The sequence below is a fragment of the Halomonas stenophila genome, from assembly GCF_014192275.1.
Taxonomy (GTDB): domain Bacteria; phylum Pseudomonadota; class Gammaproteobacteria; order Pseudomonadales; family Halomonadaceae; genus Halomonas; species Halomonas stenophila.
The window spans coordinates 13268-39818 of record NZ_JACHXR010000020.1; the positions used below are offsets into that span (position 1 = coordinate 13268).

Sequence of the window (26551 nt, forward strand, 5' to 3'; positions counted from 1 at the left end):
GGCCATCCGAAACGACCATAAGAAAAGCCAACATGACGCAGGAAACCACCCCCAGCCGCCGGGAGCAGATCCTCCAGGGGCTGGCCATGATGCTGGAGGAAGACAGCGGCAAGCGCATCACCATCGCCGCCCTGGCCCGCCAGGTCGGCGTCTCGGAGGCCGCCCTCTACCGCCACTTTCCCAGCAAGGCGCGGATGTTCGAGGGACTCATCGAGTTCATCGAGCAGACGCTGTTCGAACGCATCAACCGTATCCTCGAGGAGGTCTCCGAGGCGCTGCCCCGCTGCGGGCAGATCCTGACCCTGGTGCTGGCCTTCGCCGAGAAGAACCCGGGGCTGTCGCGCCTGCTGGGCGGCGATGCCCTGACCGGCGAGACGGCCCGCCTGCGGCTGCGCATCCACCAGCTCTTCGAGCGCCTGGAGACGCAGCTCAAGCAGGTGCTGCGGGAGGCCGAATTGCGCGAGGGCCTGAGGCCCACCCTGCCGATCCCGGCCGCCGCCAACCTGCTGATCGCCCAGGCCGAGGGGCGCATCTCCCAGTACGTGCGCAGCGACTTCCGCCGCCTGCCCACCGAGCACTGGGACGACCAGTGGCCGGTGCTCTCGGCACAGCTGATGCGCGGGGCGACCCAGACCGCTTGAGCGGGGCTGCCCGCCACCACGCAAAAGCCCCGGCCAGAGGCCGGGGCTTTTCATGCGTTACGCGTCATGGCATGGCCGCCAGCTGCCGCCGCAGGGTCAGGCCGCCAGGGTATCGCCGATATGCTGGCGGATCTTCTTCATGGCGTTCTTCTCGAGCTGGCGGATGCGCTCGGCGGATACGCCGTAGACATCGGCCAGGTCGTGCAGGGTCGACTTGTCGTCGCTCAGCCAGCGACGCTGGAGGATATCCCGGGAGCGCTCGTCCAGCCCCTCGAGGGCCACCTGCAGGCGATGGGTGGCATCGGCCTCCCAGTCGCTGTCCTCGAGCTGGGTGGCCGGGTCCTGGCTGGCATCGTCGAGGTAGTGGACCGGTGCCTGGTAGGCGGACTCCTCGTCCTCGCCCGGCGCGGCATCGAAGCCGGCATCATGGGCCGACAGCCGACCCTCCATCTCGCGCACCACCTCCGGCTTGACGTCGAGGTCCTTGGCGATGGCCTCGACCTCGTCGCTGTTCAACCAGGCCAGGCGCTTCTTGGCGCTGCGCAGGTTGAAGAACAGCTTGCGCTGGGCCTTGGTGGTGGCGATCTTGACGATGCGCCAGTTGCGCAGCACGAATTCATGGATCTCGGCCTTGATCCAGTGCACGGCGAAGGACACCAGGCGCACGCCCTGGTTGGGGTCGAAGCGCTTGACCGCCTTCATCAGGCCGACGTTGCCTTCCTGGATCAGGTCCGCCTGGGCCAGGCCATAGCCGGAGTAGCTCCGCGCGATATGCACGACGAAGCGCAGGTGCGACAGCACCAGGCGGCGGGCCGCCTCGAGGTCGCCCTCGTCGTGCAGGCGGTAGGCCAGCTCACGCTCCTCCTCGACGGTGAGCATGGGAATGCCGTTCACCGCCTGGATGTAGCCGTTGAGGTCGTGGCCCGGGGAAAGATGTCCCACCGGCAGAAGACTGGTGCTCATGTGCAGGTTGTCTCCATCGCAGCCCGTGTGTGGTATCCGCAGTCGCCGCCTTTGACGGCGAGATATCGATTTGGTTCCGACAATAGCCCCGGTCCCGGGGCACTGTCACTAGCGGGGGCGGATCTGCGCCAGATGGCGACTGACGGCGATCCAGGCACCCAGCCAGCCGAGTAGTGTACTACAGGCCAGCAGCATTGCCGAGCCCGCCGGCCCCAGCCGCGGCAGCGAGAAGCTCGCGCCGTAGCTGGCCGCCAGCGCCGACACCGGGGCCGCCAGCCAGTCGCTGCCCAGGGTCAGCAGCCCCCAGGCCAGCAGGCCGCCCCCCAGGCCGAACCAGGCGCCGCTGTACAGGAAGGGCCGGCGCACGAAGGGATGGGTGGCACCGATCAGGGTCACCACCTCGATCTCCTGGCGGCGGTTCTCCACCGCCAGGCGGATGGTGTTGCCCACCACCAGCAGCACCCCCAGGCCGAACAGCACGGCCAGCCCCAGGGTGACGCGACGACCCAGCTCCGCCAGGTGGCGCAGCCGCTCGAGCCAGGCCAGGTCGAGCCGCACCTCCTCGACCCCGGCGACCGCCTTGAGGCCTTCCGCCAGGTCGCGCACCACCGCCGGGGCGGTCTCGACGGGGTGCACCACGATACTGGCCGGCAGCGGATTGCCGGGCAGCCGCGTCAGGGCATCCTCCAGCCCCAGCGCCTGCTGGAACTCGGCCATGCCCTCGGCGGCGGTGATCAGGCGGGTCTCGGCCACGCCCGGTCGGGCCGCCAGGGCCTGCTCGATGCGCGCGGCCTCGGCGGCCTCGACCCGCGGCGCCAGATAGACCGTCAGGGTCGCACTCTCGTCGAGCTCGGCATCCAGCAGCCGGGCACCGTCCAGGGCCAGCCAGAGCCCCGCCGGGAGCACCAGGGCGATGGCGATCGCCAGCATGGTCAGCAGGCTGCCCAGCGGATGGCGCAGCAGCCGGCGGGCGCTGTCCTGGCCCATGGCACGGTGATGGCGCAGCCAGGCGCGCCAGCGGCTGCCGGTGGTGGCGCGATGCGAGCGAGCCCCGCGGGCGGGAGCGGATTCTCGGCTCATGCGGCCTCCTCGTCGGCCACCAGGCGACCCTCGTGCAGGCGCAGCATGCGGTGGCGCAGCCGGGCGATCAGCGCCAGGTCGTGGCTGGCGATCATCACCGTGGTGCCGATGCGGTGGAAGTCCTCGAACAGCCTCATGATGTCCGCCGAGAGCTGGGGATCCAGGTTGCCGGTGGGCTCGTCGGCCAGCAGCAGCGCCGGCTTGTTGACCACCGCCCGGGCGATGCCCACCCGCTGCTGCTCGCCGCCGGAGAGCTCGATGGGCAACGCCTTCTCGCGATGCAGCAGCCCGACCTTGTCCAGCGCCGCACGCACCCGACGGGCCGCTTCACGAGGCTCCACGCCCTGGATCTCCAGCGGCAGGGCCACGTTGTGGTAGATGGAGCGGTCGAAGAGCAGCTGGTGATCCTGGAAGACCACGCCGATCTGGCGCCGGTAGAAGGGCACCTGGCTGTGGTGGAGGCGGTCGATGTCGTGCCCGGCCACCAGGATGCGCCCGCGACTGGGCCGCTCCAGGCGCATGATCAGGCGCAGCAGCGAGCTCTTGCCGGCCCCCGAATGGCCGGTGAGGAAGACCATCTCGCCGCGGCGCACCCGGAAGTCGAGGTGGGCGAGCGCATCATAGCGCCCGCCATAGCGCTTGCCGACGTGCTCGAAGGCGATCATGCCGGCGCGTCGTCCCGATCGAAGAGGGCGTCGACGAACTCCCGGGCGGCGAAGGGCCGCAGGTCATCCAGCGACTCGCCCACGCCGATGAAGCGAATCGGCGTGCCCAGCTGCTGGGCCAGGGCGAAGATGATGCCGCCCTTGGCGGTGCCGTCGAGCTTGGTCAGGGTGATGCCGGTGACGGGGACCGCCTCGTTGAAGGTGGCGGCCTGGGACAGGGCGTTCTGGCCGGTGCCGGCATCGAGCACCAGCATCACCTCGTGGGGCGCCTGGTCGTCGAGCTTGCCCATCACCCGGCGCACCTTCTTGAGCTCCTCCATCAGGTGTGCCTTGTTGTGCAGGCGCCCGGCGGTGTCGGCGATCAGCACGTCGACGCCACGGGCCCGGGCCGCGGCCAGGGCATCATAGACCACCGAGGCACTGTCGGCGCCGGTATGCTGGGCGATCACCGGCACGTCATTGCGCTCGCCCCACACCTTGAGCTGCTCCACGGCGGCGGCCCGGAAGGTATCGCCGGCGGCCAGCATCACGCTGCGCCCCTCGCGCTGGAAGCGCTGGGTGAGCTTGCCGATGGTGGTGGTCTTGCCCACGCCGTTGACGCCCACCACCAGGATCACGAAGGGCCCCTCGCCCTTGGGCGGCAGCGCCAGGGGCTCGGTGACGCCCTCGAGCAGGCCGGCGAGCTCGTCCTGGAGGGCCGTGTAGAGCGCCTGCGGGTCCTTGAGCTCCTTGCGGGAGACCCGCTCGGTGAGGCGGTCGATGATCCCGGTGGTGGCCTCGATGCCCACGTCCGCCATCAGCAGCTGGGTCTCGAGCTCCTCCATCAGGTCGTCGTCGATCTGCTTGCGCCCGAGAAAGAGCCCGGCGAGCCCCTCGGTCAGGTTGGAGCGGGTCTTGCCCAGCCCCTCGCGCATGCGGGCGAACCAGCCCTTCTTCTCGGCCCGGGGTTTCTCCCGGAGCTCGGCCCTGGCCAGCGGCTCGGCGGCGGCTTCAGGCTTCGGGGCAGACTCGAGCCCGGCGTTCGCCACAGGCGCGGGCTCAGGGCCGGAGGGTGGCTCGGGCTCGTCCGATGCCGTCTCAGGCTCCTGCGCATCGGGCTCGGCGGCGGTTCGGGCCTCGGGTTCGACCTCGGTCGACGCCTCGGCTTCCGACTCGGCCACGGCGGCATCGGGAGACTCCCCCGGCTCGACCTCGCCGGGAGATTCCGGCGTCGCCCTGGGGTCCTGCTGCTGCTCTTCCTGCTTCTTCTTGCGCTTGAGAAAACCGAACATGGGGGGATTCAGCCTCGCGGGTGAACGAATCGCCACATCCTACCATCGCGCACCATGACTGTGGACAAGCCGCCCGTTACAATCGGCGCCCATGAGCCGACGCCGCCCCTCCTCCCGCTCCTCACGCCCGCCCCGCCGTCCCGGCCGGGGCGGTGGCAAGCTGCGCATCATCGGCGGCGACTTCCGCCGCCGCCTGTTGCCGGTGCTCGACAGCCCCGGCCTGCGCCCCACCCCCGACCGGGTACGCGAGACCCTGTTCAACTGGCTCGCCGCCGCCACCCCCGGGGCGCGGGTGCTGGATCTCTTCGCCGGCACCGGCGCCCTGGGGCTCGAGGCGCTGTCCCGGGGCGCCGCCGAGGCCGTGCTGGTGGAGCGCGACCCGCGAGTGGCCGGCGCCCTGGCCGACAACCTGACCACCCTCGGCCTGCGACAGGCCGAGGTGATCACCGCCGATGCCCGGCCGTTCCTCGCCTCTTCGCCGCCGCGCCCCTTCTCGCTGGTCTTCGTCGACCCCCCCTTCCGCCAGGGGCTCGCGGGCGACTGCTGCGCCGCCCTGGAGGCCGGCTGGCTGACCGAGGACGCCTGGATCTACCTGGAGACGGAAGCGACGCTCAGCCCCGAGGTGCCGGCGACCTGGACGCTGCATCGCGAGGTGCGCGCCGGAGACAGCACGGGACGGCTGTACCGGCGCACCGGCGAGGCCGGAGAGTCGCCCGACGGCGACGCTTGCTGAGCCCCGCCCGCGGCGTTACGCTGCCGCTGCAGGACGCCTTTCACGGGCCAGGCCCGGCCCAGCAGGATATCGTCAGGAGATACGGATGAGCATCGAACTCTTCAACCAGCTCGAACAGAAGGTCTCCAGCGCCGTCGAGGCCCTGGAGTTGATGAAGATGGAAGCCGAGGAGCTGCGCGAGGAAAACGCTCGCCTCAAGCAGGAGCGCGAGGACTGGGAACGCCGGCTGTCCGCCCTGCTGGGCAAGTTCGACGAGGTCGAGACCGAGCGCGAGCCGGGTTGACCCCGTGTCACGCCCCACCCAGCGGGCGTGACATCAGCAGGGCGTCCTCCCGCAAGGTGCCGGCAAGCGGTGGATAGTAGCCGCGCCGGCGCCCGTCCTCGACCAGTCCCGATCGTCGGTACAGCGCGATCGCCGGGGCGTTGCCCGCCCTGACCTCCAGCAGCAGCCGTTCGCTTCCCCAGCTCCGCGCCTGCTCGATCACCCCGCGCAGCAACTCGGCCGCCAGGCCGCGCCCTCGATGGGCCGGCGCCACCAGGATGGCCTCGAGTTCGGCATCGAAGGGTTGTCGCGCGACCACCGCGTGGCCGACCAGCAGCCCCGCCTCCTCGAGCCCGAGCACCGCATGGTCCGCCGAGGCCAGCGCCGCCTCGAGCCGGGTGGTCGGCCAGGGCCGGATCTGGCCGGCCCGCTCCAGGGCAACCAGGGCCGGCAGGTCCGCGCCCGTCAGGCGGCGCAGTCGCCGCTCAGGCATCGCTGGCCTCGCCGAGCCAGGCCCGGCACCAACCGGTCAGGGTCGGCCAGAGGGCCCGCTTGGCCGCGGCGCTGCCGGCCAGTTCGGTCAATCCCGGTCCCTGCCAGGCCGGCAGGCCCAGCAGGGGGCAATGGCCGTCCTGCAGCGCCAGCAGCGGCGCCAGGGTCGCCACGTCGCCGAACACCAGCAGCCGCTCCGGCGCCCAGCCACGGCGACGGCGGCCGGCCAGGAAGGCCTGCAGCCCCTCCCCCGCCTCCTCGAGAGGCGACTGGACCGGCAGCCCCTCGATCTGGGGCCAGTGGAAGGCCTCGAAGGCCGGCGGCTGCTCCGGCACCACCCCGGCGGCGCGCAGCAGGTTCAAGAGCAGGCGGTGCTCCATGGCGCCGGGGGCCGCCTCCCGCGGCAGGACCACCAGCCAGCGACCGTCCAGGCAGGCGACCTGCAGGGAGAAGCGCAGCGGCTCCTGCGGGGCCTCCGCCCGGGGCGTGGCCGCCTCGGGTGCGGCAGGGGCGGAGGGGGCCGCCGCGGCCGAGCCCTCCGCCCCGGGCACCATGTCCCCGAGCAGGGCCCGGGCCTTGCCTGGCCCGGTGGGCGGACGCTGGGGGGCCTCCGGCGCGCTCGCCGGGGGAGCCGGTGCCGCCTCGCCGGGCGACTCGAGCAGGGCATGCAGGCGCTCCCCCGGGGCCTGGCGGGCGTCCTCGTCCGGCGCCGGCAGCGCCCAGTCGCAGGCCTCGGTGGGTCGCGCATTGGGCAGCCGGTAGCGGGCCGTCCAGGCCGTCAGGCCCATGGCCTCCAGGTATTGCAGCCGCTGGGGCTCGGCGGTCACGAGCGTCCGCCGCCCCGGCAGTTCGGGGAATCGGGGCGGTCCTCGCCACGGGCTTGCCACTCCGCGGGGGTATAGGGGTGCAGCGCCAGGGCATGCACGGGACCGGCCAGCTCATCGGCCAGCAGGGCATAGATCTGCTGATGGCGCTTGACCGGCATCATGCCCTCGAAGCGGGGCGAGACCAGGGTCACCTTGAAGTGGGTCTCGGAGTTCGGCGGCACGTTGTGCATGTGGCTCTCGTTCTCCACCGCCAGGAAGGTGGGCTCGAGGGCCTGGAGCTTGCGTTCGATGGTCGACTGGGTGCTCATGTCGGCTTCCCGATGGTGAATGATGGGGTCATTGTACGCGTTCGGCCGCGGCACGACGACGGGCACGCAGTGCCTCCCCGGCCAGCGAGACGCGCCCCAGGCTGGCCAGCAGCGCCAGCGCGACCGCGGCGACCCCGCCCCACAGCGTGACCTGCACCGGCGCGCCGGCGGCCAGGCCGGCGCCGACCAGGGCGACGCCCAGCGACTGCCCCATGGTGCGGGTGGTGCTCATGACGCCCGAGGCGCTGGCGCTCCGCTCGGCGGGCACGCTGGCCATCAGCTCACGGTTGTTGGGCGGCTGGAAGAGGCCGAAGCCCAGCCCGCACAGCGCCGTGCGCCACAGGCAGTCGGCCACCCCGGCATCGGGGTCGAGCCCGGCCAGGGTCGCCAGGCCGGCCAGCAGCAGCCCCAGCCCCAGGCTGGAGAGCAGGCTGGGATTGACCCGGTCGGCCAGGCGCCCGGCCAGGGGGCCCACCACCATGATCGTCAGCGGCCAGGGCGTGAACAGCCAGGCGGTCTCCAGCGGCGAGAAGCCCATCTCCTGCTGGTAGAGGAAGGACAGGGCCACGAAGGCCAGGCCCTGGCCGACGAAGGCCAGCCCCGAGGCCGAGACCGCCAGGCTGAAGCGGCGCTCGACGAACAGCGACAGCGGCAGCAGCGGATGCGGTGCACGGCGCTGGCGGCCGACGAACAGGGCCCCGGCGACCAGGCCGGCGGTCAGCCAGGCCAGGGTCTGGCCGAGCGGCGCCTGATGGCCGGCACGGTCCATGGCGACGAACACGCTGCCCAGCATGGCCATCGACAGCAGGGCGCCACCGATATCGAAGCCCCCGGGGCGGCCGGCCTCCCGCGGCAGCGCCCGCCAGGCCAGCAGCAGGGCGCCGAGCCCGAGCGGCACGGGCAGGGCGAACAGCCAGGGCCAGTCGGCCACGGAGAGCACCAGCCCGCCGATGGCGGGACCGGCGGCATACCCCGCGGCCACCACCAGGGCGCTCAGGCCCAGGGCGCTGCCCAGCAGCCGCGAGGGGAAGATGGCCCGGTACAGCGAGGGCCCGATGGACAGGGTCGCGGCGGCCGCCATGCCCTGCAGGGCGCGGAAGGCCAGCAGGGTCTCGAACTCGCGGGACAGGGCACTGCCCAGGGCGGCCACCACGAACAGCGCCAGCCCCGCCACGTAGAGCCGCCGGCGACTGACCAGCTCGCTCAGGGCGGCGAACACCAGCAGGAAGGCGGCACACACCACCTGGAAGAGGTTGGTCACCCAGACGGCGCGGGCGGGGGCCACGCCCAGGTCGGCCGCGATGGACGGCAGCGCAAGGTTGACCATGGTGGTATCCACCACCGCCATGGTGGTGCCGAGGATCAGTGCCAGTACGGCCTGACGGCGCTCGGGACCCGGCAGGCCATCGTCGCCGGGACGTGTCGTGAAGAGTCGGCTCATGGCGAATCGTCGGTCACAAGGAAACCGGCCGCAGCCGGTTCTACCACTCATAGCCAGCTAATCAACAAGGCATCGAGTCACGTTACGAGCGAAGAGAGGCTGGCTGCCGCCGGAGCGGAGCAACCGGAGTTGACCGACTGCTCAATGAGGATTGTGAGCACCGCCGGCGGCCAGAGTATCGAGCGCAGTAGTGAGTCGCTGTCTTGCTAGTCCTGGTCGGTTTCCAGCAACAGATTATCATCCACCTCGGCGACCTCGAGGGCCGCCTCGTCGTCGAGGTCGATGGCCAGGTAGCTGTGCTCGAAGTGCAGGAAACGCTGGAACAGCGCCCAGTCGAGGGCCTCGGGCCACTGGCGCTCGTCCTCCTCCCAGGCCCGCAGCTCGGTCTCGAGGATCTCGAGGTAGCGCTCGCGGACGAAGCCCTCCAGGGCCTCGGGGGTATCCATCTCCGGGATCAGGTAGATGGTGCTTTCCCGCTCGACATCGGCGAGGGACAGGTCGTCGTCACCCACGGTGGGTTCCAGGGCATTGATCCAGTCCACGAAGTGCTGGGTCGGCCTGACGCTCAGGGCGGAGCGGTTGAGCAGTTTCATCACGGTCTCCTCGACGTCGAAACGCTGCCATTATGGGCGCTCGGGGCGCCCCTTACCAACATTTCCGCCCCGACCGCCATGACTATCGAGTTAGCCATGTTGCTCCCGGTGAGGATCCGGCGACAGCCTTGTAGGTCGGATAAGCCGAAGGCGCATCCGACGTTTCGAGGACGCCCCCGGCAGGGTCCGTCGGGTGCGCTCGCAGGCTCGCTTACCCGACCTACACGACGCGCAGCGCCTTCACCCCCCTGAAGGACGCATGGCGGGGAACAGCAGCACATCCCGGATCGAGGCGCTGTCGGTCAGCAGCATCACCAGCCGGTCGATGCCGATGCCCTCGCCGGCGGTGGGCGGCAGGCCGTACTCGAGGGCGCGGATGTAGTCGGCGTCGTAGTACATGGCCTCCAGGTCGCCGGCGTCCTTCTCCGCCACCTGGGCGGCGAAGCGCTCGGCCTGGTCCTCGGCGTCGTTGAGCTCCGAGAAGCCGTTGGCGATCTCGCGGCCGCCGACGAAGAACTCGAAGCGCTCGGTGACGAAGGGGTCCGCGTCCTTGCGCCGGGCCAGCGGGCTGACCTCGGTGGGGTACTCGGTGATGAAGGTCGGCTGCTGGAGGCGGTGCTCGACGGTCTTCTCGAAGATCTCGATCTGGATCTTGCCCAGCCCCCAGCCATCCCTGACCTCGATGTCCAGGCGCTCGGCGATCTGCCGGGCGGCGGCCTCGTCGGCCAGCGCCTCGGCATGGATATCCGGGTTGTATTCGAGGATGGCGTCGAACACGCTGATCCGGCGCAGCGGCTGGCCGAAATCGTACTCGAAGGTCTCGAGCACCTCGCCCTCGGCGTTGCGCACGGTATTGACCACGGTGGTGGTGCCCAGCACCTGCCGGGTCACGCTGCGCAGCATCGCCTCGGTGAGGTCCATCAGGTCCCGGTAGTCGGCGTAGGCCTGGTAGAACTCGATCATGGTGAACTCGGGGTTGTGCCGTGTGGACAGCCCCTCGTTGCGGAAATTGCGATTGATCTCGAAGACCTTCTCGAAGCCCCCCACCACCAGGCGCTTGAGGTAGAGCTCCGGGGCGATGCGCAGGTACATGTCGATGTCCAGCGCATTGTGATGGGTGATGAAGGGGCGGGCCGTGGCACCGCCGGGGATCGGCTGCAGCATGGGGGTCTCGACCTCCATGAAGCCGCCGGCCTCGAAGAAGCGGCGCATGGCACTGATCACCCCGGCGCGGGTCTCGAAGACGCGCCGCGAGTCGGTGTTCATGATCAGGTCCACGTAGCGCTGGCGATAGCGGGCCTCCATGTCGGTCAGGCCGTGGAACTTGTCGGGCAGCGGGCGCAGGCTCTTGGTCAGCAGCCGGGCCTCCTCCATCATCACGTAGAGATCGCCCTTGCCCGACTTGTGCACCGGCCCCCGCCCGGCGACGATGTCGCCGATGTCCCAGCCCTTGATGTCCTCGAGCACCTCGGCCGGCAGGCCCTTCTTGTCGACATACAGCTGGATCTGGCCGGAGGCATCCTGGATGACGATGAAGGGGCCGCGCTTGCGCATGATGCGCCCGGCCACGGCGGCCGGGCGTGCCAGGGCCTCGAGCTCGGCCTTGTCCTTGTCGCCGAGCTCGGCGATCAGCTCGGCGGCCAGGCTGTCGCGGCGAAAGTCATTGGGAAAGGCACTGTCGCCGCCGGCGGAGGCGCGGTCGCGGCGCTCGGCCAGCTTGCCGCGCCGCTCCGCGATCAGGCGGTTCTCGTCCTGGGAAGTGTCCTGGTTAGCCATGTCGCTACCTGTTGAAATCATGGGGTCGAATACAGAGACATCTCACCTAGAGCCGCGCGAGCGACGCCGAGACAAGGCGCCCCTCAGCAAGAGCGCGGAGTCGACGATTCGTCAATGAGCAGCTCGAGCTGAGGGGCAACGCCGTCTCGGCGAGCGCAGCAGGCTATAGGCCTTGCTTGAGGCTGGCCTCGATGAAAGCGTCCAGATCGCCATCCAGGACCTTGTCGCAGTTGCTCGACTGCACGCCGGTGCGCAGATCCTTGATGCGCTGGTCGTCCAGCACGTAGGAGCGGATCTGGCTGCCCCAGCCGATATCGGCCTTGGAGTCTTCCGCGGCCTGCTTGGCGGCGTTGCGCTTCTCCATCTCGTGTTCCCACAACTTCGCCCGGAGCTGCTTCATGGCGAAGTCGCGGTTGGCGTGCTGGCTGCGCTGGCTCTGGCAGGCCACCACGATGCCGGTCGGCTCGTGGGTGATGCGCACCGCCGAATCGGTGGTGTTGACGTGCTGGCCGCCGGCGCCGCTGGAGCGGTAGGTGTCGGTACGCAGGTCCGAGGGGTTGATCTCGATCTCGAAGCTGTCGTCCACCTCCGGCGACAGGAACACCGAGGCGAAGGAGGTGTGGCGACGGCCGCCGGAGTCGAAGGGGCTCTTGCGCACCAGGCGATGCACCCCGGTCTCGGTGCGCAGCCAGCCGAAGGCGTACTCGCCCTGGACGTGCACCGAGGCCGACTTGATGCCGGCGACCTCACCGGCAGACAGCTCGGTGATATCGGCCTTGAAGCCGTGATGCTCGGCCCAGCGCAGGTACATGCGCAGCAGCATGTTGGCCCAGTCCTGGGCCTCGGTGCCGCCGGAGCCCGCCTGGATGTCGAGGTAGGCGTTGTTCTCGTCCATCTCGCCGGAGAACATCCGCCGGAACTCGAGCTTCTCGAGGCTGGCCTGCAGGCCCTCCAGCTCGCGCTGGACCTCCTCGACGGTGCCCTCGTCCTCCTCCATCTCGGCCAGCTCGAGCAGGTCGGCGCTGTCCGCCAGGCCCTGGTCGAGTTCGTCGATGGTGGACACGATCGCCTCGAGGGTCGCCCGCTCCTTGCCCAGCTTCTGGGCATGGTCCGGATCGCTCCAGACGTTGGGGTCCTCGAGTTCGCGGGTGACTTCCTCTAGCCGATCCTTCTTCTCGGCATAGTCAAAGATACCCCCTCAGGACATCTGTCCGCTCAGACAGGTCCTTGATGAGGTGGTTGATCGGGTTGGTTTCCAGCATGGCGTTCGCCTGAATCTGAAAGAGATGAGGCGCGCGCCGGCACCCGGGCGCCGACGGCGGAGAAAAGACGAGCATTGTAGCGAAATGCAGCGCCAGCGGCCATCCTCCCGGGCCGCTGGGGCAGAAGCCGGGCTTGTCCTGACGGGGCCTGGTGCACGAGTCAGAAGCGATAGTCCACCGAGAGGGCGAAGACATCCGCCTCGACCTCGTAGTCGCCGGACAGGTTGCCCCGGCTGGCGTTCTCGTTGGTGGGGGTCGCGTCCTGGTCGATCTCGACGTCGTCGCCGAAGACGTGCATATAGCCCGCCGTGACGCCCAGGTGGGTCGTGGGCATCCAGGTCGCGCCCAGGGTCGCCCAGCGGCGATCGGCATCCGGCACCCGGGGGGTGCGGTACTCGGCGCTGGGTACCGGCGTCTCGTCGACCCCCAGGCCGGCGCGCAGCATCCACTGCGGATTCAGGGTGTAGTTGGCCCCCACCGAGAAGGCCCAGGTATCGTCCCAGTTCTCGGTGGTCCGGCTCTCGCTGCCATCGTCGAACTCGACGACCAGCTCGTCGAAACTGCTCCACTCGGTCCACTCGGCATTGGCCATCAGCGCCAGCCGATCGGTCAGTTGATGGTGGACGCCCAGATTCAGGTTGGCCGGGGTGGTCAGATCGGCAGAACCGCCGGTATCGGAGACCCGGCCGGCATCGATGGCGCCCTCGGAGAGGGGATCGGTGCCATCGACGTCCAGATCGCCTTCCAGCGTCAGGTCGATCTCGGAACGATAGCTGACACCGAAGCGGGTCCGCTCCGTGGCCTGGAACAGGGCCCCCAGGGTATAGCCATACCCCCAGTCGTCCCCCGTCAGCTCGCCGATGACATCGTTCTGGCCGGGGGAGGCCCCCGGCACGCCCATTGCGGCCGCGCCGGCCCCGAAGTCGGTGGCGTTCGACAGGGTGGCATCGGCATATTGTGCCCGCAGGCCGACCGCCAGGTTCAGGCGCTCGGTGGCCCGGTAGTTCAGCGTCGGCTGGATGTCGATCGTCTTCAGCTCGGTCTCGATGGCGTGATAGCGGCCGATCCAGTCCTCGTCGTATTTGGTGGAGAGGCCGTAGGGCGAGTAGATCGCCAGCCCTAGATCCCACTGGTCATTCAACTGGGACTTGGCGGCGAAGCTCGGCACCACGGCCGACTCGCCCCCCTCGCCCGAGGCGCTGGAGGTATAGGGCATGCCGAGCACATTGGAGGCCTGGCCGTCCTGCAACTCGAAGGTGGCGTCGATATAGGCCACGCCACCGGCCACCTGGTTGCCATCGATGTTACCGATGGCGGCCGGGTTATAGGCCATGAAGCTCACGTCCTCGGCGCCGGCGGTGGCGTTGGACAGGGCATTGGCGAGGGTCTTGGCGCTCTGCTCCCGAACCTGGAAGCCGGAGGCGGCCGCCTGGCTGGCGATCAGGGCCCCGGAGGCGAGAGCGATGGCAACGGTCAGCTTGTTGAACTTGTTGGGCATATGGCGAGGCATCCCTTTCCTGGTGGAGGATTGTTGTCGTTCTTGCCGCAGGGCGGTCCGATGAAGTCAGTGTTTGCGAATCCCGACGGCGCGATCAAGTCCAAACGTTCGTTTTAATCCCAAAAATGCTAATACTTTAGTCGCACGATCGTTCGATGCCCTGCCTTTTCAACCAGTTAGATTAAAACCACCTCCGGCTGCCCAGGACGCTCCTCTGTCGCTTGACCCATGTGTAACGCAATGGTTTTACACTGGGGCGCACTGCCAAGCCCCGGGAGGCCATGCCATGAAGGTCAGCGAACTCGCCCGCCATGCCGGTGTCACCGCCGAGACGGTGCGTCACTATACCCGGGAGGGACTGCTGCGCCCCGAGCGCCACCCCGGTAATGGCTACCAGCTCTATGACGAAACCGACCTCGAGCGGCTGCGCTTTATCCAGCGGGCCCGAACCCTGGGGTTCGGGGTGGCCGAGATCCGCGAGATCCTCGAGCACGCCGACCAGGGCGACTCGCCCTGCCCCCTGGTGCGTGACCTGCTGGCCAGCCGGCTGCCGGAGATCCGCGCCCGCATCCAGGTACTCGAGGCCCTGGCCTCGCGCATGGAACAGGCCCTCGACGCCTGGGCCGACATGCCCGATGGCACCCCGGATGGCCACAGCCTGTGCCGGTTGATCGAGAGCTTTCCCGAGCCGCTGGAGAACGCCCGCAAGGAGACCTCCCGATGAATCCCCCGATGCAGCATGAACGCATCGTCCCCACCATGAGCTGCCAGGGCTGCGTGAGCAGGATGCGACAGGCCATTCAGGCCCGCGATGAAACGGCCGAGGTCACAGGTACCCCTGACGAGCAGCACCTGTCGGTCACCTCCACCCTGGAGGGCGGTGCCCTGGACGAGGTGCTGCGCGAGGCCGGCTACCCGCCGGACGACACCGGCCGGGAGGCGGCCGATCACGACGACGAGCCGCCGCAGGGGGCCAGCGGGACGACGGCACCGGTCCCCTCGCCAGGCCCGCGGGCCGATGGCCTGGGCCAGTCGGCCACCCGACGCCTGTCGATCACCGGCATGACCTGCGCCAGTTGCGTCAAGACCGTGCAGCAGGCCCTGGCACGGACGCCCGGCGTGGTCAGTGCGGAGGTCAACTTCGGCACCCATACCGCCCAGGTGCGTGGCGATGCCGGCCCCGACGCCCTGATTCGGGCGGTGGAGGACGTGGGCTACGGCGCCGAGCCCATCGTCGACATGCGCGAGGCGGAACAGGCCCGGGCGGAGAAGGACGAGCAGACCTATCGGCAGCGCATCCGGGGCAGCCTCCTGTCGCTGGCGCTGGCCGTCCCGCTGATGGCCAGCATGTTCGTCCATCACCCCCAGCCGCTGGGCGGCGGCCGCCTCTACTGGCTGGCCGTGGGGCTGCTGACGCTTGCCGTCATGGCCGGGCCGGGCCGCCACTTCTTCGTCAATGCCTGGAAGAATCTCAGGCACCACCAGGCCAACATGGACACCCTGATCGCCATGGGCACCGGCACCGCCTGGTGCTACTCCATGGCGGTGGTGGCCTTCGGTCCCTCGCTGCCCGAGGTGGCGCGGGGCATCTATTTCGAGGCCTCGGCGATGGTCATCGGCCTGGTGCTGCTCGGCAATGCCCTGGAGCTGCGCGCGCGGGGTCGCACCAGCGAGGCCCTCAAGCGGCTGCTCGACCTGCAGAGCCGGACCGCCCGGGCGATCCGCGACGGCGAGGAACGCGAGATCGATATCGATGAGGTGCGGGAAGACGACCATATCCGCGTGCGCCCCGGCGAGCGCCTGCCGGTGGACGGCGAGGTGACCGAGGGCCGTAGCCATATCGACGAGTCGATGCTCACCGGTGAGCCCCTGCCGGTGGCCAAGGGCGCGGGCGACGAGGTCAGCGCCGGCACCGTCAACGGCAAGGGCGGCCTCGTCTACCGTGCCACCCGGGTCGGGGCGAACACGCGGCTCGGCCAGATCACCGAGCAGGTGGCCAGCGCCCAGAACTCCCGGCCGCCCATCGGTCAGTTGGCCGACAAGGTGTCGAGCATCTTCGTGCCCTCGGTGATGATCATCGCCGTGATCACCGCGCTTGTGTGGTTCAACGTCGGCACCGAGCCACGGGTGATCCCTATGCTGGTCACCGCCACCACGGTGCTGATCATCGCCTGCCCCTGCGCCCTGGGCCTGGCCACGCCGATCTCCACCATGATCGGCGTCGGCAAGGCCGCCGAGCACGGCGTGCTGGTGCGCAGCGGCGACGCCCTGCAGACCGCCAGCCGGCTCACCACCCTGGTGGTGGACAAGACCGGCACCCTCACCGAGGGCAAGCCGAGGGTCACCGAGGCCGAGGTCCTCGCCGGCGGCGAGCGAGAGACCCTCGCCCTGGTGGCGGCCCTCGAGCGTGGCTCCGAGCATCCACTGGCCGCGGCACTGATGGCGCATGCCGAGGCACAAGGCGTCGCCCCCGCCGAGATCACGGGCTTCGACACCGTCACCGGCGGCGGGGTCACGGCGACGACCGTCGATGGCCGGCCGCTGCTGCTGGGCAATGCCCGGCTGCTGGAGAACGCCGGCATTTCGCTGGCGGCGGGCCGCGAGATCGCCGGCGGGCTGGAGGACAAGGCCCGCACCGTCGTTTACCTGGCCATCGACGGGACCCTGACCGCCCTGTTCGGCATCAGCGATCCCCTGCGTCACGACACCGTCGAGGCCGTCCGGCGGCTGCAGGCCGATGGGCTGCGGGTGGTGATGCTGACTGGCGACAATGCCCATACCGCCGCCGCCATTGCCGCCGAGGTCGGCATCGACGACTTCCGCGCCGACCTCCTGCCCGAGGACAAGCATGCCGAGATCGAGCGGCGCCAGGCCGCCGGCGAGGTGGTGGGCATGGTCGGCGACGGCATCAACGATGCGCCGGCCCTGGCTCGGGCCGAGGTCGGCTTCGCCATCGGCCAGGGAACCGACGTGGCCATCGAGAGCGCCGGCATCACCCTGATGCGCGGCTCACTGCACGGGGTCGCCTCCGCCATCGAGGTCAGCCGCGCAACGCTCACCAACATCAAGCAGAACCTGTTGGGTGCCTTCGGCTACAACGCCCTGGGCATCCCCATCGCCGCCGGGGTGCTCTATCCCCTGACCGGCACCCTGCTCTCGCCGATGATCGCTGGCGCCGCCATGTCGCTGTCATCGATCACCGTGGTCAGCAACGCCAATCGCCTGCGCCTGTTCTCTCCAAGCCGTGCGAGCGATTCCCCTTCCCCTGCCACTACCCCACAGGAGTCGCCCGCATGAGCTGGATCGTCAATCTCACCGGCCTCGCCCTGATCGCCCTGATCGTCTGGTGGTTTTGGGTGGCCGGCTAGGTGGTCCCTCAGATCGGTGACTTGAGCGTCCGCAGGTAAGGCTTCAGGGTCGTGAACCCGTCCGGATACTTCTGCCGCGCCTCCTCATCGCTGACGGACGGCGGGATGATGACGTCCTCGCCCGGCCGCCAGTTCACGGGGGTCGCCAGGGTGTGCGTGGTGGTCAACTGAATGGAATCCAGCAGTCGCAGGACTTCGTCGAAGTTGCGCCCCGAGGTCATGGGATAGGTCAGCATCGCCTTGACCTTCTTGTCTGGCCCGATGATGAACACCGAACGTACCGTGGCGTTGTCCGCCGGCGTACGCCCCTCAGCTGTTCCCGCGAGGTCCTCCGGCAACATGTCGTAGAGCTTGGCGACCTCGAGTTTGTCGTCGCCGATCATCGGATAGTTGGGTGCCGCGCCCTGGGTCTCCTCGATATCCTTGGACCAGGCTTGGTGGTTGTCGACCGGGTCCACCGACAGGCCGATGATCTTGGTATCACGCTTGTCGAATTCGGGCTTCAGCTTCGCCATGTAACCGAGCTCCGTCGTGCACACCGGCGTGAAGTCCTTGGGGTGCGAGAACAGGATGCACCAGCTGTCACCGATCCACTCATGGAAGCGCAGGGTCCCCTGCGTCGTCTCCGCGGTGAAGTCCGGCGCGGTGCTGCCGATTCGTAGGCTCATGATCATGTCCTCTGGAAAAGGTGTAATCGATGCTGGGGAGGCGCGAACGCCTCCGCCGAGCGGCCCGCCCCTGTGCCTTCGCCGTCCGGGCACGCTGACCGCCGCATTGATCAGGGTATGCCACTTTGCCCCATCTGCAAGGCGAATCGGCTGCTAGATTGAACACAGGGAGCGCCCGGCACCTGATGGCGGGCGTGTCCCCTGCTGGAGTGTTAGGGAGGCGCATCATGCCCAGTCTGAACGGGGTGCTGGAAACGGCCCTCTACGTGGAAGACATGGCCCGGGCTCGAACCTTCTTCGAGGGAGTCATGGGACTCGAGGCCTTCACCGCCGATCATCGTTTCACCGCCTACGATGCCGGGGCCGGTACGGTGCTACTGCTCTTCCTGCGCGGCGAGACCCTCGAGACCGTGGTGCTGCCCGGCGACATGGGCACCATTCCGCCCCATGACGGTGCCGGACGGGTGCACATGGCCTTCGCCATCGCCGAGCGCGACCTGGCGGCCTGGGAGGCCCAGCTCGGCGATCACGGCGTCGCCATCGAGGGCCGCACCCACTGGCCAAGGGGCGGCGAGAGCGTCTATTTCCGCGACCCCGATGGCCACCTCCTGGAGCTGGCCACGCCCGGCGTCTGGCCCAACTACTGAGACATGCCTCGCACCCGGCCCCTGCCCGGGCGGGCGGGCGGGCAAGAGCTTGCCAGCGGGGCAAGTTCTTGCCCGCCTGGGGCAAGACGTTGCCTAATCAAACCTCGCCTCCTGCCGCAAGAAATCAATAAGCAACTGAAATAAAAACGTTAACCAGTGACTGGCATGCCGCCTGCCTCCTCAGGGGTGTCCATCGGACATCGTCATTCATCGTCAAGGAGCAGACTCATGCCTACCCCGTGCTATATCAGCATCGAAGGCCAGACCCAAGGCAACATCACCGCCGGTGCCTTCACCCCCGAATCCGTTGGCAACATCTACGTCGAGGGCCACGAGGACCAGATGCTGGTGCAGGAATTCAAGCACATCGTCACCGTCCCCACCGACCCGCAGTCCGGCCAGCCCTCAGGTCAGCGTGCCCACAAGCCGTTCATCTTCACCGTGGCCCTCAACAAGGCCGTACCGCTGATGTACAACGCCCTGGCGTCCGGTGAGATGCTGCCCAACGTCGAGCTGAAGTGGTACCGCACCTCCGTGGAGGGCAAGCAGGAGCACTTCTTCACCACCACCCTGACCGACGCCACTATCGTCGACATCAACCTGCGCATGCCCCATGCCCAGGACATCAACAAGTCCGAGTTCACCCAACTGATGGACGTCTCCCTGGCCTACCGCAAGATCGACTGGGAGCACACCGTCGCCGGCACCTCTGGCTCCGACGACTGGCGCGCCCCGGTCGAGGCCTGAGGCCTCGCGCACCGACGGTGCCTCACCAATGCTCGCGCCGGCGGGCACCGTTGTCGCCGCCAGGGCCCCGGCCCTGGCGGCGGCGTGCGTCAGCGTTTGCCCACATCCCTTGTCAGCGATCGCTTACGCATGCCGCCGACACCTTGCCTCGGCGACGCGAGCGCGTAACCTACCGATGCCGTTGGCCGTCTGGCGCCGGCGGACCACGGAACGGATACGGCCTCCAGGAGGGATGCCATGCTTCAGCCCAAGGGACTCCAGTTCACCCTGAGCCTTGCCGGTCTCCCTCGTGGCCCAGGCCAGGCCGAGCTGGCGGTGATCGACTTCACCCAGGAGGAGGTGCTCTCGGCCCCCTTCCACCTGCGCGTGCGCTTCGCCAGTCGCGCCGCCGATCTCTCGCCGGCGGCGCTGCTCGATCGCCCGGCGAGTCTCACCGTCTGGCAGGGTGGCGTGGCCCAGCGGCGGGTCCACGGCATCGTCGCCGAGTTCGGCCGCGGCGACCGTGGCCATCGCCGCAGCCACTACGAGGTGATCATCCGCCCGGCGCTGTGGCGCCTCTCGCTGCGCCAGAACGCGCGGATCTTCCAGCGCGTCTCGCCACTGACGATCCTCAACACCCTGTGCGAGGAGCGCGGCCTGCGTGATGTGGCCTTCGCGGTGACCCGCGAGCCCGAGGAGCGCGAGTACTGCGTGCAGTACCGCGAGACCGACCTGGCATTCGTCGAGCGGCTGGCCGCCGAGGAGGGGCTCTTCTACTTCCATGAATTCGAGGATGCCGACCTCGGCGCCCACCGGCTGGTGTTCGCCGACGACCCCCAGGTGCTCGCCGGGCTCGGCGAACGCACCTATCACCATCGCGCCGGCGGCAGCGCGCCCAAGCGCCACCTGCGCCGGCTGACCCAGACCGCCCGGGTGCGCCCGGCCCGCGCCAAGCTCAAGGACTACAGCTTCAAGCAGCCGGCCTATTCACAGTTACATCAGGCCCAGATCCACGACCATCAGGCTCAGGAGCAGGAGGCTCACGGCCAGCGTGGCGTCGTTGATAGAGGGTACGAGCACTACGACTACCCCGGCGGCTACAAGGCCGACGCCTCGGGCCAGGCCTTCACCCGCCATCGCCTGGAGCACCTGCGCCACGACGCCCTGACGCTGGCCGGCGAGAGCGACCTGCCGGAGCTGTCGCCGGGGGCACGCTTCACCCTGGCCGATCATGATGTCGGCGATTTCAATCGCGGCTGGCAGATCATCGGGGTGGTCCACGAGGGCGAGCAGCCCCAGGCGCTGGGCGAGGATGCCGTGCAGGCGGACGGCATGACGCGCTATCACAATCGGCTCTCGCTGACCCCGGACGACGCCGCCTGGCGCCCGGCCCCGCAGCCCAAGCCACGGGTCGATGGCCCCCAGGTGGCCTTCGTGGTCGGCCCTGAGGGCGAGGAAATCCACTGCGACGAGCATGGCCGCGTGCGCTGCCAGTTCCCCTGGGACCGCTACGCCGAGCCCAACGAGACGGCCAGCGCCTGGCTGAGGGTCAGCCAGGGCTGGGCCGGGGGCGGCTACGGCATGCTGGCGATCCCGCGAATCGGCCACGAGGTGATCGTCTCCTTCCTGGAGGGCGACCCGGACCAGCCGCTGATCACCGGGCGCACCTACCATGCGGTCAACACCCCGCCATATGCGCTGCCGGAGCACAAGACGCGCACCGTGATCCGCACCCAGACCCACCAGGGCGAGGGCTTCAACGAGCTGCGCTTCGAGGACCAGCACGACGCCGAACAGATCGGGTGGCACGCCCAGAAGGACCTGGAACTGCTCACCGAGAACGACCGCACCGAGGAAATCCGTCGCGACAGCCACCTCGCCATCAAGCGCGACCGTATCGGCGAGCTCGACCGCGACGACCATCTCAGCGTCCACGGCGAGCGGCGCGAGAAGAGCGACGGCGCCCAGCACCTGACCATCGACGGCAGCCTGCACCTCAGCGCCGGCCAGGCCTGGCTCACCGAGAGCGGCCGCGAACTGCACATCCAGGCCGGCCAGAAGGTGGTTCTGGAGGCCAGCAGCGAGCTGACCCTCAAGGCCGGCGGCAGCTTTCTCAAGGTCGACGGTGGCGGCATCACCATCAATGGCCCCAGCGTCAAGGTCAACGCTGGCGGCAGCCCCGGCAGCGGCACCGGGCAGGGCGCCCAGGCGCCGCTGCGGCCGAAAGAGGCAGCCGAGGTCGGGCACCGTCGAGTAACGGCGCCTAACCAGTCGCCCACCGAGGAAAGCGACTTGGTACCCTTTGAGGAGTCGGGCCCGAAAGAGCTGATCGTCGATGTCATCGGCGGTGGTGAACCCAGTGGACAGGTGAGGCTGCACAAGGGCCGCTCACATGGCGAAGGAGAGCCGACATGAGCGAAGAATTGAAACCGCTCGAGGACGAAGAAGTCGACCTCGGCATCCGACGCCGCACCGAATACCGAGATGATGAGGACGGTTCTCTGGTGCTGACGATTCCCAAGCGCCAGAGAGGAGAGATCCTCATCCCCTTGCTGGAAGGGGCCAGAACCACCCGGGAGAAGGATAGCCACCAGGACAATACGCTGTTGCGTGTGCGCCCTTTGGCAGAGCTGAGCGGGGAAGTTCCTTCCACCCATCAGGGCGTCACGACCTACACGAGCAAGTCAGTCGCCATGCTGCGGCCTGGATATCTCTATGTGTTCCTGCGTGGCAAGCTGTGGCGAGAGCTCGAGATCGATGTTACAGGGCAACTGAGCGACATCGATGTCGCCCGGTATCGCCGTGAGGCCGAAAGCGGGATCGTTCCCAACGACCGTGAGAGTGAGGGGCAATGGCTCTCCGACATCCTGCTGCCGGTCCTGCTACAGGGCCAGGCGACATTGCACGAAGTGCGCATTGCCTATAGCGAGATCGCCTGGAGCTGGCCGCGGATCGAATGGCTCGAGCAGCATTCGGGGGACTTGGCGAAACGCACTGTTGCGGTCGACCAGGCTTATCCCGCCGCCTTGATGCCGGCACTCACCTTCGCCAACGGCTCCCTCGCCCAGCGTGTCGAATCAATTCCCGAAATGCGCGAGCGCGACTTGGGCATCGAGTTGATGCTCACCGATCCTGCGGATTTCACGCCGGACTATACCGGGCCGAATGACGATGACCTCTGCCAGCGCCTGAAGGCATTGTGGGAGCAAGCCGGTGAAACTCAGCGTGCCGAGACCCTGATGCTCGATGGCTCGGCCGGCGATGACCTGCTCGCGGAGTTGCGGACCACACCCGGTATCGTGGCATTGGCTCTCCCCGATCCCTTGTTCCAGCTGCGCCATGCCTTGGTTCAGCTCCACCTGGCGATGCACTATCTGGATGGCCTGGACAGTACCCTGCAGGACAAACCGCTAGGTCACTCGGCCAAGCTGGTTCGGCAGGCACTCTTCGAGGATCGTCCGAATGGCCAAGCGAGTGAGCTTGAGAAATATCGAGAAGCCATCAATCAAGCCGAACTGGATAAGGTGCTTGATCAGGCAGAGCGCGACCAGGCGCTAGCCAACATCAAGCAACGAATTGATGCTATCGAAATGCTGGTTCAGGGAAGTCAGCTAACACCTATACTGCGCGACTTCACCAGTCACGAGGGGCTTGGGGTTTGTGAAAGCTATGCCCTTTGCGGGGACCTGCTCGGTGTTCTGCAGCAACTTCCCGGTATCCTGCGCGATCAGGGAGATCGAGAGGTCGCGGGAAGAATGCCGGGCCTTCTCAATAGACTGCTGACCGATGAAGAGATGCTTGCCCTGTGGAGTGAGGCGGAGGCATCCCAGGGAAGTTCTGACGCGGATAACAACAACGATGGCAGCGGTAGCTTCCGTCAAGATTTTCTTGAGGTGTTGGCCAATGATGATAGCGAGATAGATGACAAGCAGATCGAGGAGCTTGGTCTGCAGTCACTTGGCATCATCGCGCAGTCACCCGAGGATGAAGACGCATCGGCTTCCCCCTTGGCCCATGTTTCCGTGGTTTATGCAGGGAGGGTGAGCGGGCTGCTCAACAATGTGCTGGACAAGTGGAGCCAGGCAGTGCTGAAGGCCGCCAGTCAACTTGCGGAAGATGTGGCAGTCATCAAGTTTCAGCGTGTTTTCACGGCCATCGGGTTACATGCCAACCTGATCAATCGTAATCTGAACGGTGAGCTTCAGGTTATGCCTCGCGGTGCCGTGGATCATACGCGGTATGTCATCGTGGGGGTGCACGGCAAGAATCTGCGCTGGGGGCTTACTCCCTCCGATCGTCAGAGCAGTGTGATGACCCGCAACCAGCACTATCTGTATGCCGATCAGCGTGGAGCAGGAGGCAGGCTGCTGGCTTCCACCAGCCCTTCTCGCATGGCTGATGAGCTTGAGGGGGCCATTCGCAAGGCGGCGGGGCATACCCTGGTATTTGTGCTGCCAGTAGACCACCCCGAGGCGCTTAAATTCAGTGCATTACGCCTGCACTTGGCTGAAGGCGCCAGGACTGTGGTCGATGGCCCGGCGATGTCCGGGGCGTTGGTGGGGCTAGCGATTTATAATCTTATCGTTGAATCAATGCTCACTATAAATGCGTTGCGCGACGACAAGTTTACCGCATTACAAGGCACCAAGAGCTTTGGCGCATTAGCTGACCTCAGTGCCGCGACAATGAAGTTACATACAGTCCTTTATCCAGAAGCGAAATCGGCGACAGGACACTTTGTTCAGCGAGCTTGGTTCGATATGAAACGCTGGCCATTTGTCGGCGCCCGGCTGACTCGGATCGGTGCCGGCACTATTGCCCGCACGATTGGCTTGGTCAATTTTGGTGCCGGCCTGATCACGGTTGGCCTCAGCGGCTGGGAGCTTCGCAACAGCCTCGTCCGGGGCGATATCGACGCCGCCTTGGGCCACGGCATCGCCATGGCCGGTGGGGCTCTCTTCCTGGCCGCTCCGTTGATGGCTGGTTTGTTAATGGTGCCGGGCTGGGGTTGGGTGTTGCTTGGGCTGGGGATGGCCTTGGGCGGTGGTAGTTATGCCAGCTTTGCTCAAGATGACCCCTTGGAGCGACTACTCAAGCAGGGGCCGCTCGGCACCTACCCTGATCAAGACGTCGTGGGCATTGACGATCAGGCTTACTACCCGCAGCTACTGACTCAGTTCTGTCCGGTACAGGTACAGGTACAGAGTGTTGCCGAAATGCCTAGAGACGAGGTTGACGCCCTACGCCATGCCGATACTGGACCGACCGATGATATCTCGCCTCAGGATTATGTGGTGACGGTGACCACACCGCTGATCAGCCGCTTTCGTATCGGAGAGTCTCTGCGTCTGCAGGTTCAAGAGTTGGAGTACAGCCTTAGTACTACCAGTTCAGGCTATAGCAGTACCAGTTCGCTGTACGTCGACAAGGTGCGGGAATTGCGTCGTGTCGAGAAGCGGCAGGTGTTGCCCGAACAGAGTGCCGTGCGCTTCCTGGCGCGTCGCGAAGTGATGCCCACGCACAGTTCCGGTATCTTTGGCAGCAAGATGAGTAATGGTGCGCTCAGAGTGGCCGTGCAGGCCCATATCGATACTGAGCTTGGTTCGATGGTATTACCGACTCCCTTTCTGGAGAACCATGAAGCTTATCAGGCCGGCGATCATCGCCAGCCGCCTGAGCTTGAGACGGGTTACCAAAGCCCCATGATGGATATGATCGCTTCATTGTTTACTGATAACGACACGACACCCTATTGGTCGATCACCGAGGTGGAGGTTCGGCTATGAGCTCTGACACAGCATTCTATGAGACGGATGCCTATCGCGCTGCGGCCATTCCGTCGCTGCCCGCGCCTCCTAAGGCTCGTGAGCGAACGGGAGAAGACCTGCTGCCGTTTGGTGATTACGCGGACATAAATCCCTACCAGCAGCTCTGCGACGATGCTGAATTGGTGCAGTATCAGGAAAATGAGGATCCAAATTTTTATCAATCCCAGGATTGGTGGTGGGACCATCAACGAATTCGGTTTCTTAAGAGCCAGGCAGGACTATCCATCCTCCTCATGACTGTCCCTTTTATATGGTTCTCTATTTTGCTTCTTCTTGTACTCTTGACTGGACTGGAAGCTGCATTTTTTTTTGAAAATGAGTATATTGCAACATTTTCAATGATGGCAATTTTTGCAATTGGTTTGTTTTTAGCTTGCCTTTTTGGACCGACTTCTACTCAGTGGATAATGAGTGGAATAGTTTGGCTGCTTAAGCCATTACGGTCCTTTATCGAACAACGCTTCGATCACTACACCGAGGATCGCTGTAGCGAGTTCAATCGCCAAGCCGGGCTTGTCAGCATGGCTCAAGGGAAAAAGAAAGCTCCCATTGTCGCCCCTTTTGTCGAATTCGATGGCTATGTCGAGCGCGTTATCCAGCGTGGCGGGGTGTTCTACAAGTTGATGCTGGTACATCGCTACACGGGGAAAGAGTTCCACCATACCTCATTCAGTCAGACGGTAACGCACAAGCAGGAAGTCCACGCCCAGTGGGATATGCTGCAACGCTACATGGATGTCTCTCAGCCCCTGCCCGATGTGCCGCGCCTGGAGCCCTTCAGGGACCGCGATCCTGTGACCGCAGAGCATGACCGCCAGACGGGGCGTGACCCGCGATATTGGCGTGATCTGGATATCGAGGCCTGGAAAGAAGGAGAGGGTGCCGACCTGCTCAAGGCCCAGATGGATTACCCTTGGCAAAAGCAGCAGTGCCGACTAACGCCTATGCTCGGGAAAATCGAGATGTCGCGGTATCGCGAGCAGCTTGCTGAGGGGGCGGTATAACGGTTTCAGCTTCTACATCGGCGTCTGGCGCCTATCGCGCTAAGGCAATCCCACCGTTGCCCGAGTCTCCCAAACCTCGTGAGCGGATGGGAGAAGACCTGCTGCCGTTTGGTGACTATGCTGACATCGATCCCCATCAGCAGCTCTGTGACGATGCCGAATTGGTGCAGTATCAGGAAAAAGAAGATTCGGAGTTTTATCAATCCAAAGATTGGTGGTGGGATCACCAGCGGATTCGTTTCCTAAAAAGTCAAGCTGGCTTGTCCATTCTGCTAATGGCAGTGCCTGTCGTGTGGTGATTTTTATTGCTGGGGATGGTTGTATATCTTTCTGGCGAATTTTTTAAATCATTCCAGGAAACATCAGGTGCTGTTGTTTTTGAATACGTATTAATGATTATATCTGGAGTTATCGTCAAATCTGGTGGATGGCGGTCAGGCCGCATTCCTGTCTGATTGATCGGCTACCTGCTCCCCGTCCTGGAACTTGACGTTGCTG

Annotated in this window: 24 protein-coding genes; 11 read left to right on the forward strand and 13 right to left on the reverse strand. The window is 66.6% G+C overall.

Annotated features, from left to right (window positions below; all coding sequences use genetic code 11):
- The first annotated feature begins 32 nt into the window (after nt 1-32).
- Entirely contained in the window at nt 33-641 is a 609-nt protein-coding gene (gene slmA / locus FHR97_RS19505) for a nucleoid occlusion factor SlmA (protein WP_183385459.1), read from the forward strand.
- Between the two features lie 96 nt (nt 642-737).
- On the opposite strand, the gene rpoH is transcribed toward slmA, so the two are convergent.
- The 4 genes from rpoH to ftsY form a co-directional block, all read right to left on the reverse strand.
- The gene (rpoH, locus tag FHR97_RS19510; RefSeq protein WP_183385460.1) at nt 738-1604 is read right to left on the reverse strand and encodes an RNA polymerase sigma factor RpoH; all 867 of its coding nucleotides are present in this window, start codon (nt 1602-1604) and stop codon (nt 738-740) included.
- Nucleotides 1605-1712: 108 nt separating this feature from the next.
- Nucleotides 1713-2684, reverse strand: coding sequence for a permease-like cell division protein FtsX (gene ftsX, locus FHR97_RS19515; RefSeq protein WP_183385461.1), 972 nt, complete (start codon nt 2682-2684; stop codon nt 1713-1715).
- Entirely contained in the window at nt 2681-3349 is a 669-nt protein-coding gene (ftsE, locus tag FHR97_RS19520; protein WP_183385462.1) for a cell division ATP-binding protein FtsE, read from the reverse strand. Before ftsE ends, ftsX begins: the two co-directional genes overlap by 4 nt.
- The gene (gene ftsY, locus FHR97_RS19525; RefSeq protein ID WP_183385463.1) at nt 3346-4620 is read right to left on the reverse strand and encodes a signal recognition particle-docking protein FtsY; all 1275 of its coding nucleotides are present in this window, start codon (nt 4618-4620) and stop codon (nt 3346-3348) included. The genes ftsE and ftsY overlap by 4 nt, the downstream gene beginning before the upstream one ends.
- Before the next feature lie 91 nt (nt 4621-4711).
- On the opposite strand from ftsY, the gene rsmD reads away from it, so the two are divergent.
- Together rsmD and FHR97_RS19535 are read left to right on the forward strand one after the other, a co-directional pair.
- Entirely contained in the window at nt 4712-5353 is a 642-nt protein-coding gene (rsmD, locus tag FHR97_RS19530; protein ID WP_183385464.1) for a 16S rRNA (guanine(966)-N(2))-methyltransferase RsmD, read from the forward strand.
- An 85-nt stretch (nt 5354-5438) separates the two neighbouring features.
- Nucleotides 5439-5636: a cell division protein ZapB gene (locus tag FHR97_RS19535; protein WP_126483849.1), complete on the forward strand. Its 198-nt coding sequence runs from the start codon at nt 5439-5441 to the stop codon at nt 5634-5636.
- 7 nt (nt 5637-5643) lie between these two features.
- On the opposite strand, the gene FHR97_RS19540 is transcribed toward FHR97_RS19535, so the two are convergent.
- The 8 genes from FHR97_RS19540 to FHR97_RS19575 form a co-directional block, all read right to left on the reverse strand.
- Nucleotides 5644-6108, reverse strand: coding sequence for a GNAT family N-acetyltransferase (locus FHR97_RS19540; RefSeq protein WP_183385465.1), 465 nt, complete (start codon nt 6106-6108; stop codon nt 5644-5646).
- Nucleotides 6101-6934 (reverse strand): hypothetical protein, encoded by an 834-nt coding sequence (locus FHR97_RS19545; RefSeq protein ID WP_183385466.1) that lies wholly within the window; start codon nt 6932-6934, stop codon nt 6101-6103. The genes FHR97_RS19540 and FHR97_RS19545 overlap by 8 nt, the downstream gene beginning before the upstream one ends.
- The gene (locus FHR97_RS19550; protein WP_183385467.1) at nt 6931-7242 is read right to left on the reverse strand and encodes a BolA family protein; all 312 of its coding nucleotides are present in this window, start codon (nt 7240-7242) and stop codon (nt 6931-6933) included. Before FHR97_RS19550 ends, FHR97_RS19545 begins: the two co-directional genes overlap by 4 nt.
- A 28-nt stretch (nt 7243-7270) precedes the next feature.
- Complete coding sequence (locus FHR97_RS19555; protein ID WP_183385468.1) at nt 7271-8683, reverse strand: MFS transporter; 1413 nt, start codon at nt 8681-8683, stop codon at nt 7271-7273.
- A 206-nt stretch (nt 8684-8889) separates the two neighbouring features.
- Nucleotides 8890-9276, reverse strand: coding sequence for a hypothetical protein (locus FHR97_RS19560; protein WP_183385469.1), 387 nt, complete (start codon nt 9274-9276; stop codon nt 8890-8892).
- A 240-nt stretch (nt 9277-9516) separates the two neighbouring features.
- Complete coding sequence (gene lysS, locus FHR97_RS19565; protein ID WP_183385470.1) at nt 9517-11052, reverse strand: lysine--tRNA ligase; 1536 nt, start codon at nt 11050-11052, stop codon at nt 9517-9519.
- 163 nt (nt 11053-11215) lie between these two features.
- A protein-coding gene (gene prfB / locus FHR97_RS19570; protein ID WP_183385479.1) for a peptide chain release factor 2 occupies nt 11216-12311 on the reverse strand; the annotation gives its coding sequence in 2 pieces (ribosomal slippage) (nt 11216-12238 and nt 12240-12311; 1095 coding nt in all).
- 163 nt (nt 12312-12474) lie between these two features.
- Nucleotides 12475-13812: an OmpP1/FadL family transporter gene (locus tag FHR97_RS19575; RefSeq protein WP_183385471.1), complete on the reverse strand. Its 1338-nt coding sequence runs from the start codon at nt 13810-13812 to the stop codon at nt 12475-12477.
- Between the two features lie 286 nt (nt 13813-14098).
- Here FHR97_RS19575 and FHR97_RS19580 point away from each other — a divergent pair, with 286 nt between their 5' ends.
- Together FHR97_RS19580 and FHR97_RS19585 are read left to right on the forward strand one after the other, a co-directional pair.
- Nucleotides 14099-14536 carry a MerR family transcriptional regulator gene (locus FHR97_RS19580; protein WP_183385472.1) on the forward strand — a complete coding sequence of 146 codons (438 nt, stop codon included), beginning with the start codon at nt 14099-14101 and terminating at the stop codon, nt 14534-14536.
- A complete protein-coding gene (locus FHR97_RS19585; RefSeq protein WP_183385473.1) occupies nt 14533-17109 on the forward strand; it encodes a heavy metal translocating P-type ATPase in 2577 nt (858 codons plus the stop codon). The genes FHR97_RS19580 and FHR97_RS19585 overlap by 4 nt, the downstream gene beginning before the upstream one ends.
- A 79-nt stretch (nt 17110-17188) precedes the next feature.
- Here FHR97_RS19585 and FHR97_RS19590 read toward each other — a convergent pair whose 3' ends face one another.
- A complete protein-coding gene (locus FHR97_RS19590; RefSeq protein WP_183385474.1) occupies nt 17189-17848 on the reverse strand; it encodes a peroxiredoxin in 660 nt (219 codons plus the stop codon).
- Nucleotides 17849-18075: 227 nt separating this feature from the next.
- Between FHR97_RS19590 and FHR97_RS19595 the strand changes: the two genes are divergently transcribed.
- The 6 genes from FHR97_RS19595 (at nt 18076) to FHR97_RS19620 (ending at nt 26352) form a co-directional block, all read left to right on the forward strand.
- A complete protein-coding gene (locus FHR97_RS19595) occupies nt 18076-18495 on the forward strand; it encodes a VOC family protein (RefSeq protein ID WP_183385475.1) in 420 nt (139 codons plus the stop codon).
- A gap of 228 nt (nt 18496-18723) precedes the next feature.
- Nucleotides 18724-19242 (forward strand): Hcp family type VI secretion system effector, encoded by a 519-nt coding sequence (locus FHR97_RS19600; protein WP_168015288.1) that lies wholly within the window; start codon nt 18724-18726, stop codon nt 19240-19242.
- A 237-nt stretch (nt 19243-19479) separates the two neighbouring features.
- Nucleotides 19480-21636: a type VI secretion system Vgr family protein gene (locus FHR97_RS19605; protein WP_183385476.1), complete on the forward strand. Its 2157-nt coding sequence runs from the start codon at nt 19480-19482 to the stop codon at nt 21634-21636.
- Complete coding sequence (locus FHR97_RS19610) at nt 21633-25007, forward strand: toxin VasX (RefSeq protein ID WP_183385477.1); 3375 nt, start codon at nt 21633-21635, stop codon at nt 25005-25007. The genes FHR97_RS19605 and FHR97_RS19610 overlap by 4 nt, the downstream gene beginning before the upstream one ends.
- Complete coding sequence (locus FHR97_RS19615; protein ID WP_183385478.1) at nt 25004-26053, forward strand: hypothetical protein; 1050 nt, start codon at nt 25004-25006, stop codon at nt 26051-26053. Before FHR97_RS19610 ends, FHR97_RS19615 begins: the two co-directional genes overlap by 4 nt.
- 86 nt (nt 26054-26139) lie before the next feature.
- The gene (locus tag FHR97_RS19620; RefSeq protein ID WP_221187883.1) at nt 26140-26352 is read left to right on the forward strand and encodes a hypothetical protein; all 213 of its coding nucleotides are present in this window, start codon (nt 26140-26142) and stop codon (nt 26350-26352) included.
- Nucleotides 26353-26551: the final 199 nt, after the last annotated feature.

Bases quoted from the DNA above. Each gene is read 5' to 3' on its own strand.
- rpoH (WP_183385460.1), bottom strand. From the start codon at position 1,604: ATGAGCACCAGTCTTCTGCCGGTGGGACATCTTTCCCCGGGCCACGAC.
- FHR97_RS19540 (WP_183385465.1), bottom strand. From the start codon at position 6,108: ATGCCTGAGCGGCGACTGCGCCGCCTGACGGGCGCGGACCTGCCGGCC.
- FHR97_RS19600 (WP_168015288.1), top strand. From the start codon at position 18,724: ATGCCTACCCCGTGCTATATCAGCATCGAAGGCCAGACCCAAGGCAAC.
- FHR97_RS19615 (WP_183385478.1), top strand. From the start codon at position 25,004: ATGAGCTCTGACACAGCATTCTATGAGACGGATGCCTATCGCGCTGCG.
- FHR97_RS19575 (WP_183385471.1), bottom strand. From the start codon at position 13,812: ATGCCCAACAAGTTCAACAAGCTGACCGTTGCCATCGCTCTCGCCTCC.
- rsmD (WP_183385464.1), top strand. From the start codon at position 4,712: ATGAGCCGACGCCGCCCCTCCTCCCGCTCCTCACGCCCGCCCCGCCGT.
- ftsE (WP_183385462.1), bottom strand. From the start codon at position 3,349: ATGATCGCCTTCGAGCACGTCGGCAAGCGCTATGGCGGGCGCTATGAT.
- slmA (WP_183385459.1), top strand. From the start codon at position 33: ATGACGCAGGAAACCACCCCCAGCCGCCGGGAGCAGATCCTCCAGGGG.
- FHR97_RS19610 (WP_183385477.1), top strand. From the start codon at position 21,633: ATGAGCGAAGAATTGAAACCGCTCGAGGACGAAGAAGTCGACCTCGGC.
- FHR97_RS19560 (WP_183385469.1), bottom strand. From the start codon at position 9,276: ATGAAACTGCTCAACCGCTCCGCCCTGAGCGTCAGGCCGACCCAGCAC.
- FHR97_RS19535 (WP_126483849.1), top strand. From the start codon at position 5,439: ATGAGCATCGAACTCTTCAACCAGCTCGAACAGAAGGTCTCCAGCGCC.
- FHR97_RS19620 (WP_221187883.1), top strand. From the start codon at position 26,140: ATGGGAGAAGACCTGCTGCCGTTTGGTGACTATGCTGACATCGATCCC.
- FHR97_RS19550 (WP_183385467.1), bottom strand. From the start codon at position 7,242: ATGAGCACCCAGTCGACCATCGAACGCAAGCTCCAGGCCCTCGAGCCC.
- ftsY (WP_183385463.1), bottom strand. From the start codon at position 4,620: ATGTTCGGTTTTCTCAAGCGCAAGAAGAAGCAGGAAGAGCAGCAGCAG.
- FHR97_RS19585 (WP_183385473.1), top strand. From the start codon at position 14,533: ATGAATCCCCCGATGCAGCATGAACGCATCGTCCCCACCATGAGCTGC.
- lysS (WP_183385470.1), bottom strand. From the start codon at position 11,052: ATGGCTAACCAGGACACTTCCCAGGACGAGAACCGCCTGATCGCGGAG.
- FHR97_RS19590 (WP_183385474.1), bottom strand. From the start codon at position 17,848: ATGAGCCTACGAATCGGCAGCACCGCGCCGGACTTCACCGCGGAGACG.
- FHR97_RS19595 (WP_183385475.1), top strand. From the start codon at position 18,076: ATGCCCAGTCTGAACGGGGTGCTGGAAACGGCCCTCTACGTGGAAGAC.
- FHR97_RS19605 (WP_183385476.1), top strand. From the start codon at position 19,480: ATGCTTCAGCCCAAGGGACTCCAGTTCACCCTGAGCCTTGCCGGTCTC.
- FHR97_RS19580 (WP_183385472.1), top strand. From the start codon at position 14,099: ATGAAGGTCAGCGAACTCGCCCGCCATGCCGGTGTCACCGCCGAGACG.
- ftsX (WP_183385461.1), bottom strand. From the start codon at position 2,684: ATGAGCCGAGAATCCGCTCCCGCCCGCGGGGCTCGCTCGCATCGCGCC.
- FHR97_RS19555 (WP_183385468.1), bottom strand. From the start codon at position 8,683: ATGAGCCGACTCTTCACGACACGTCCCGGCGACGATGGCCTGCCGGGT.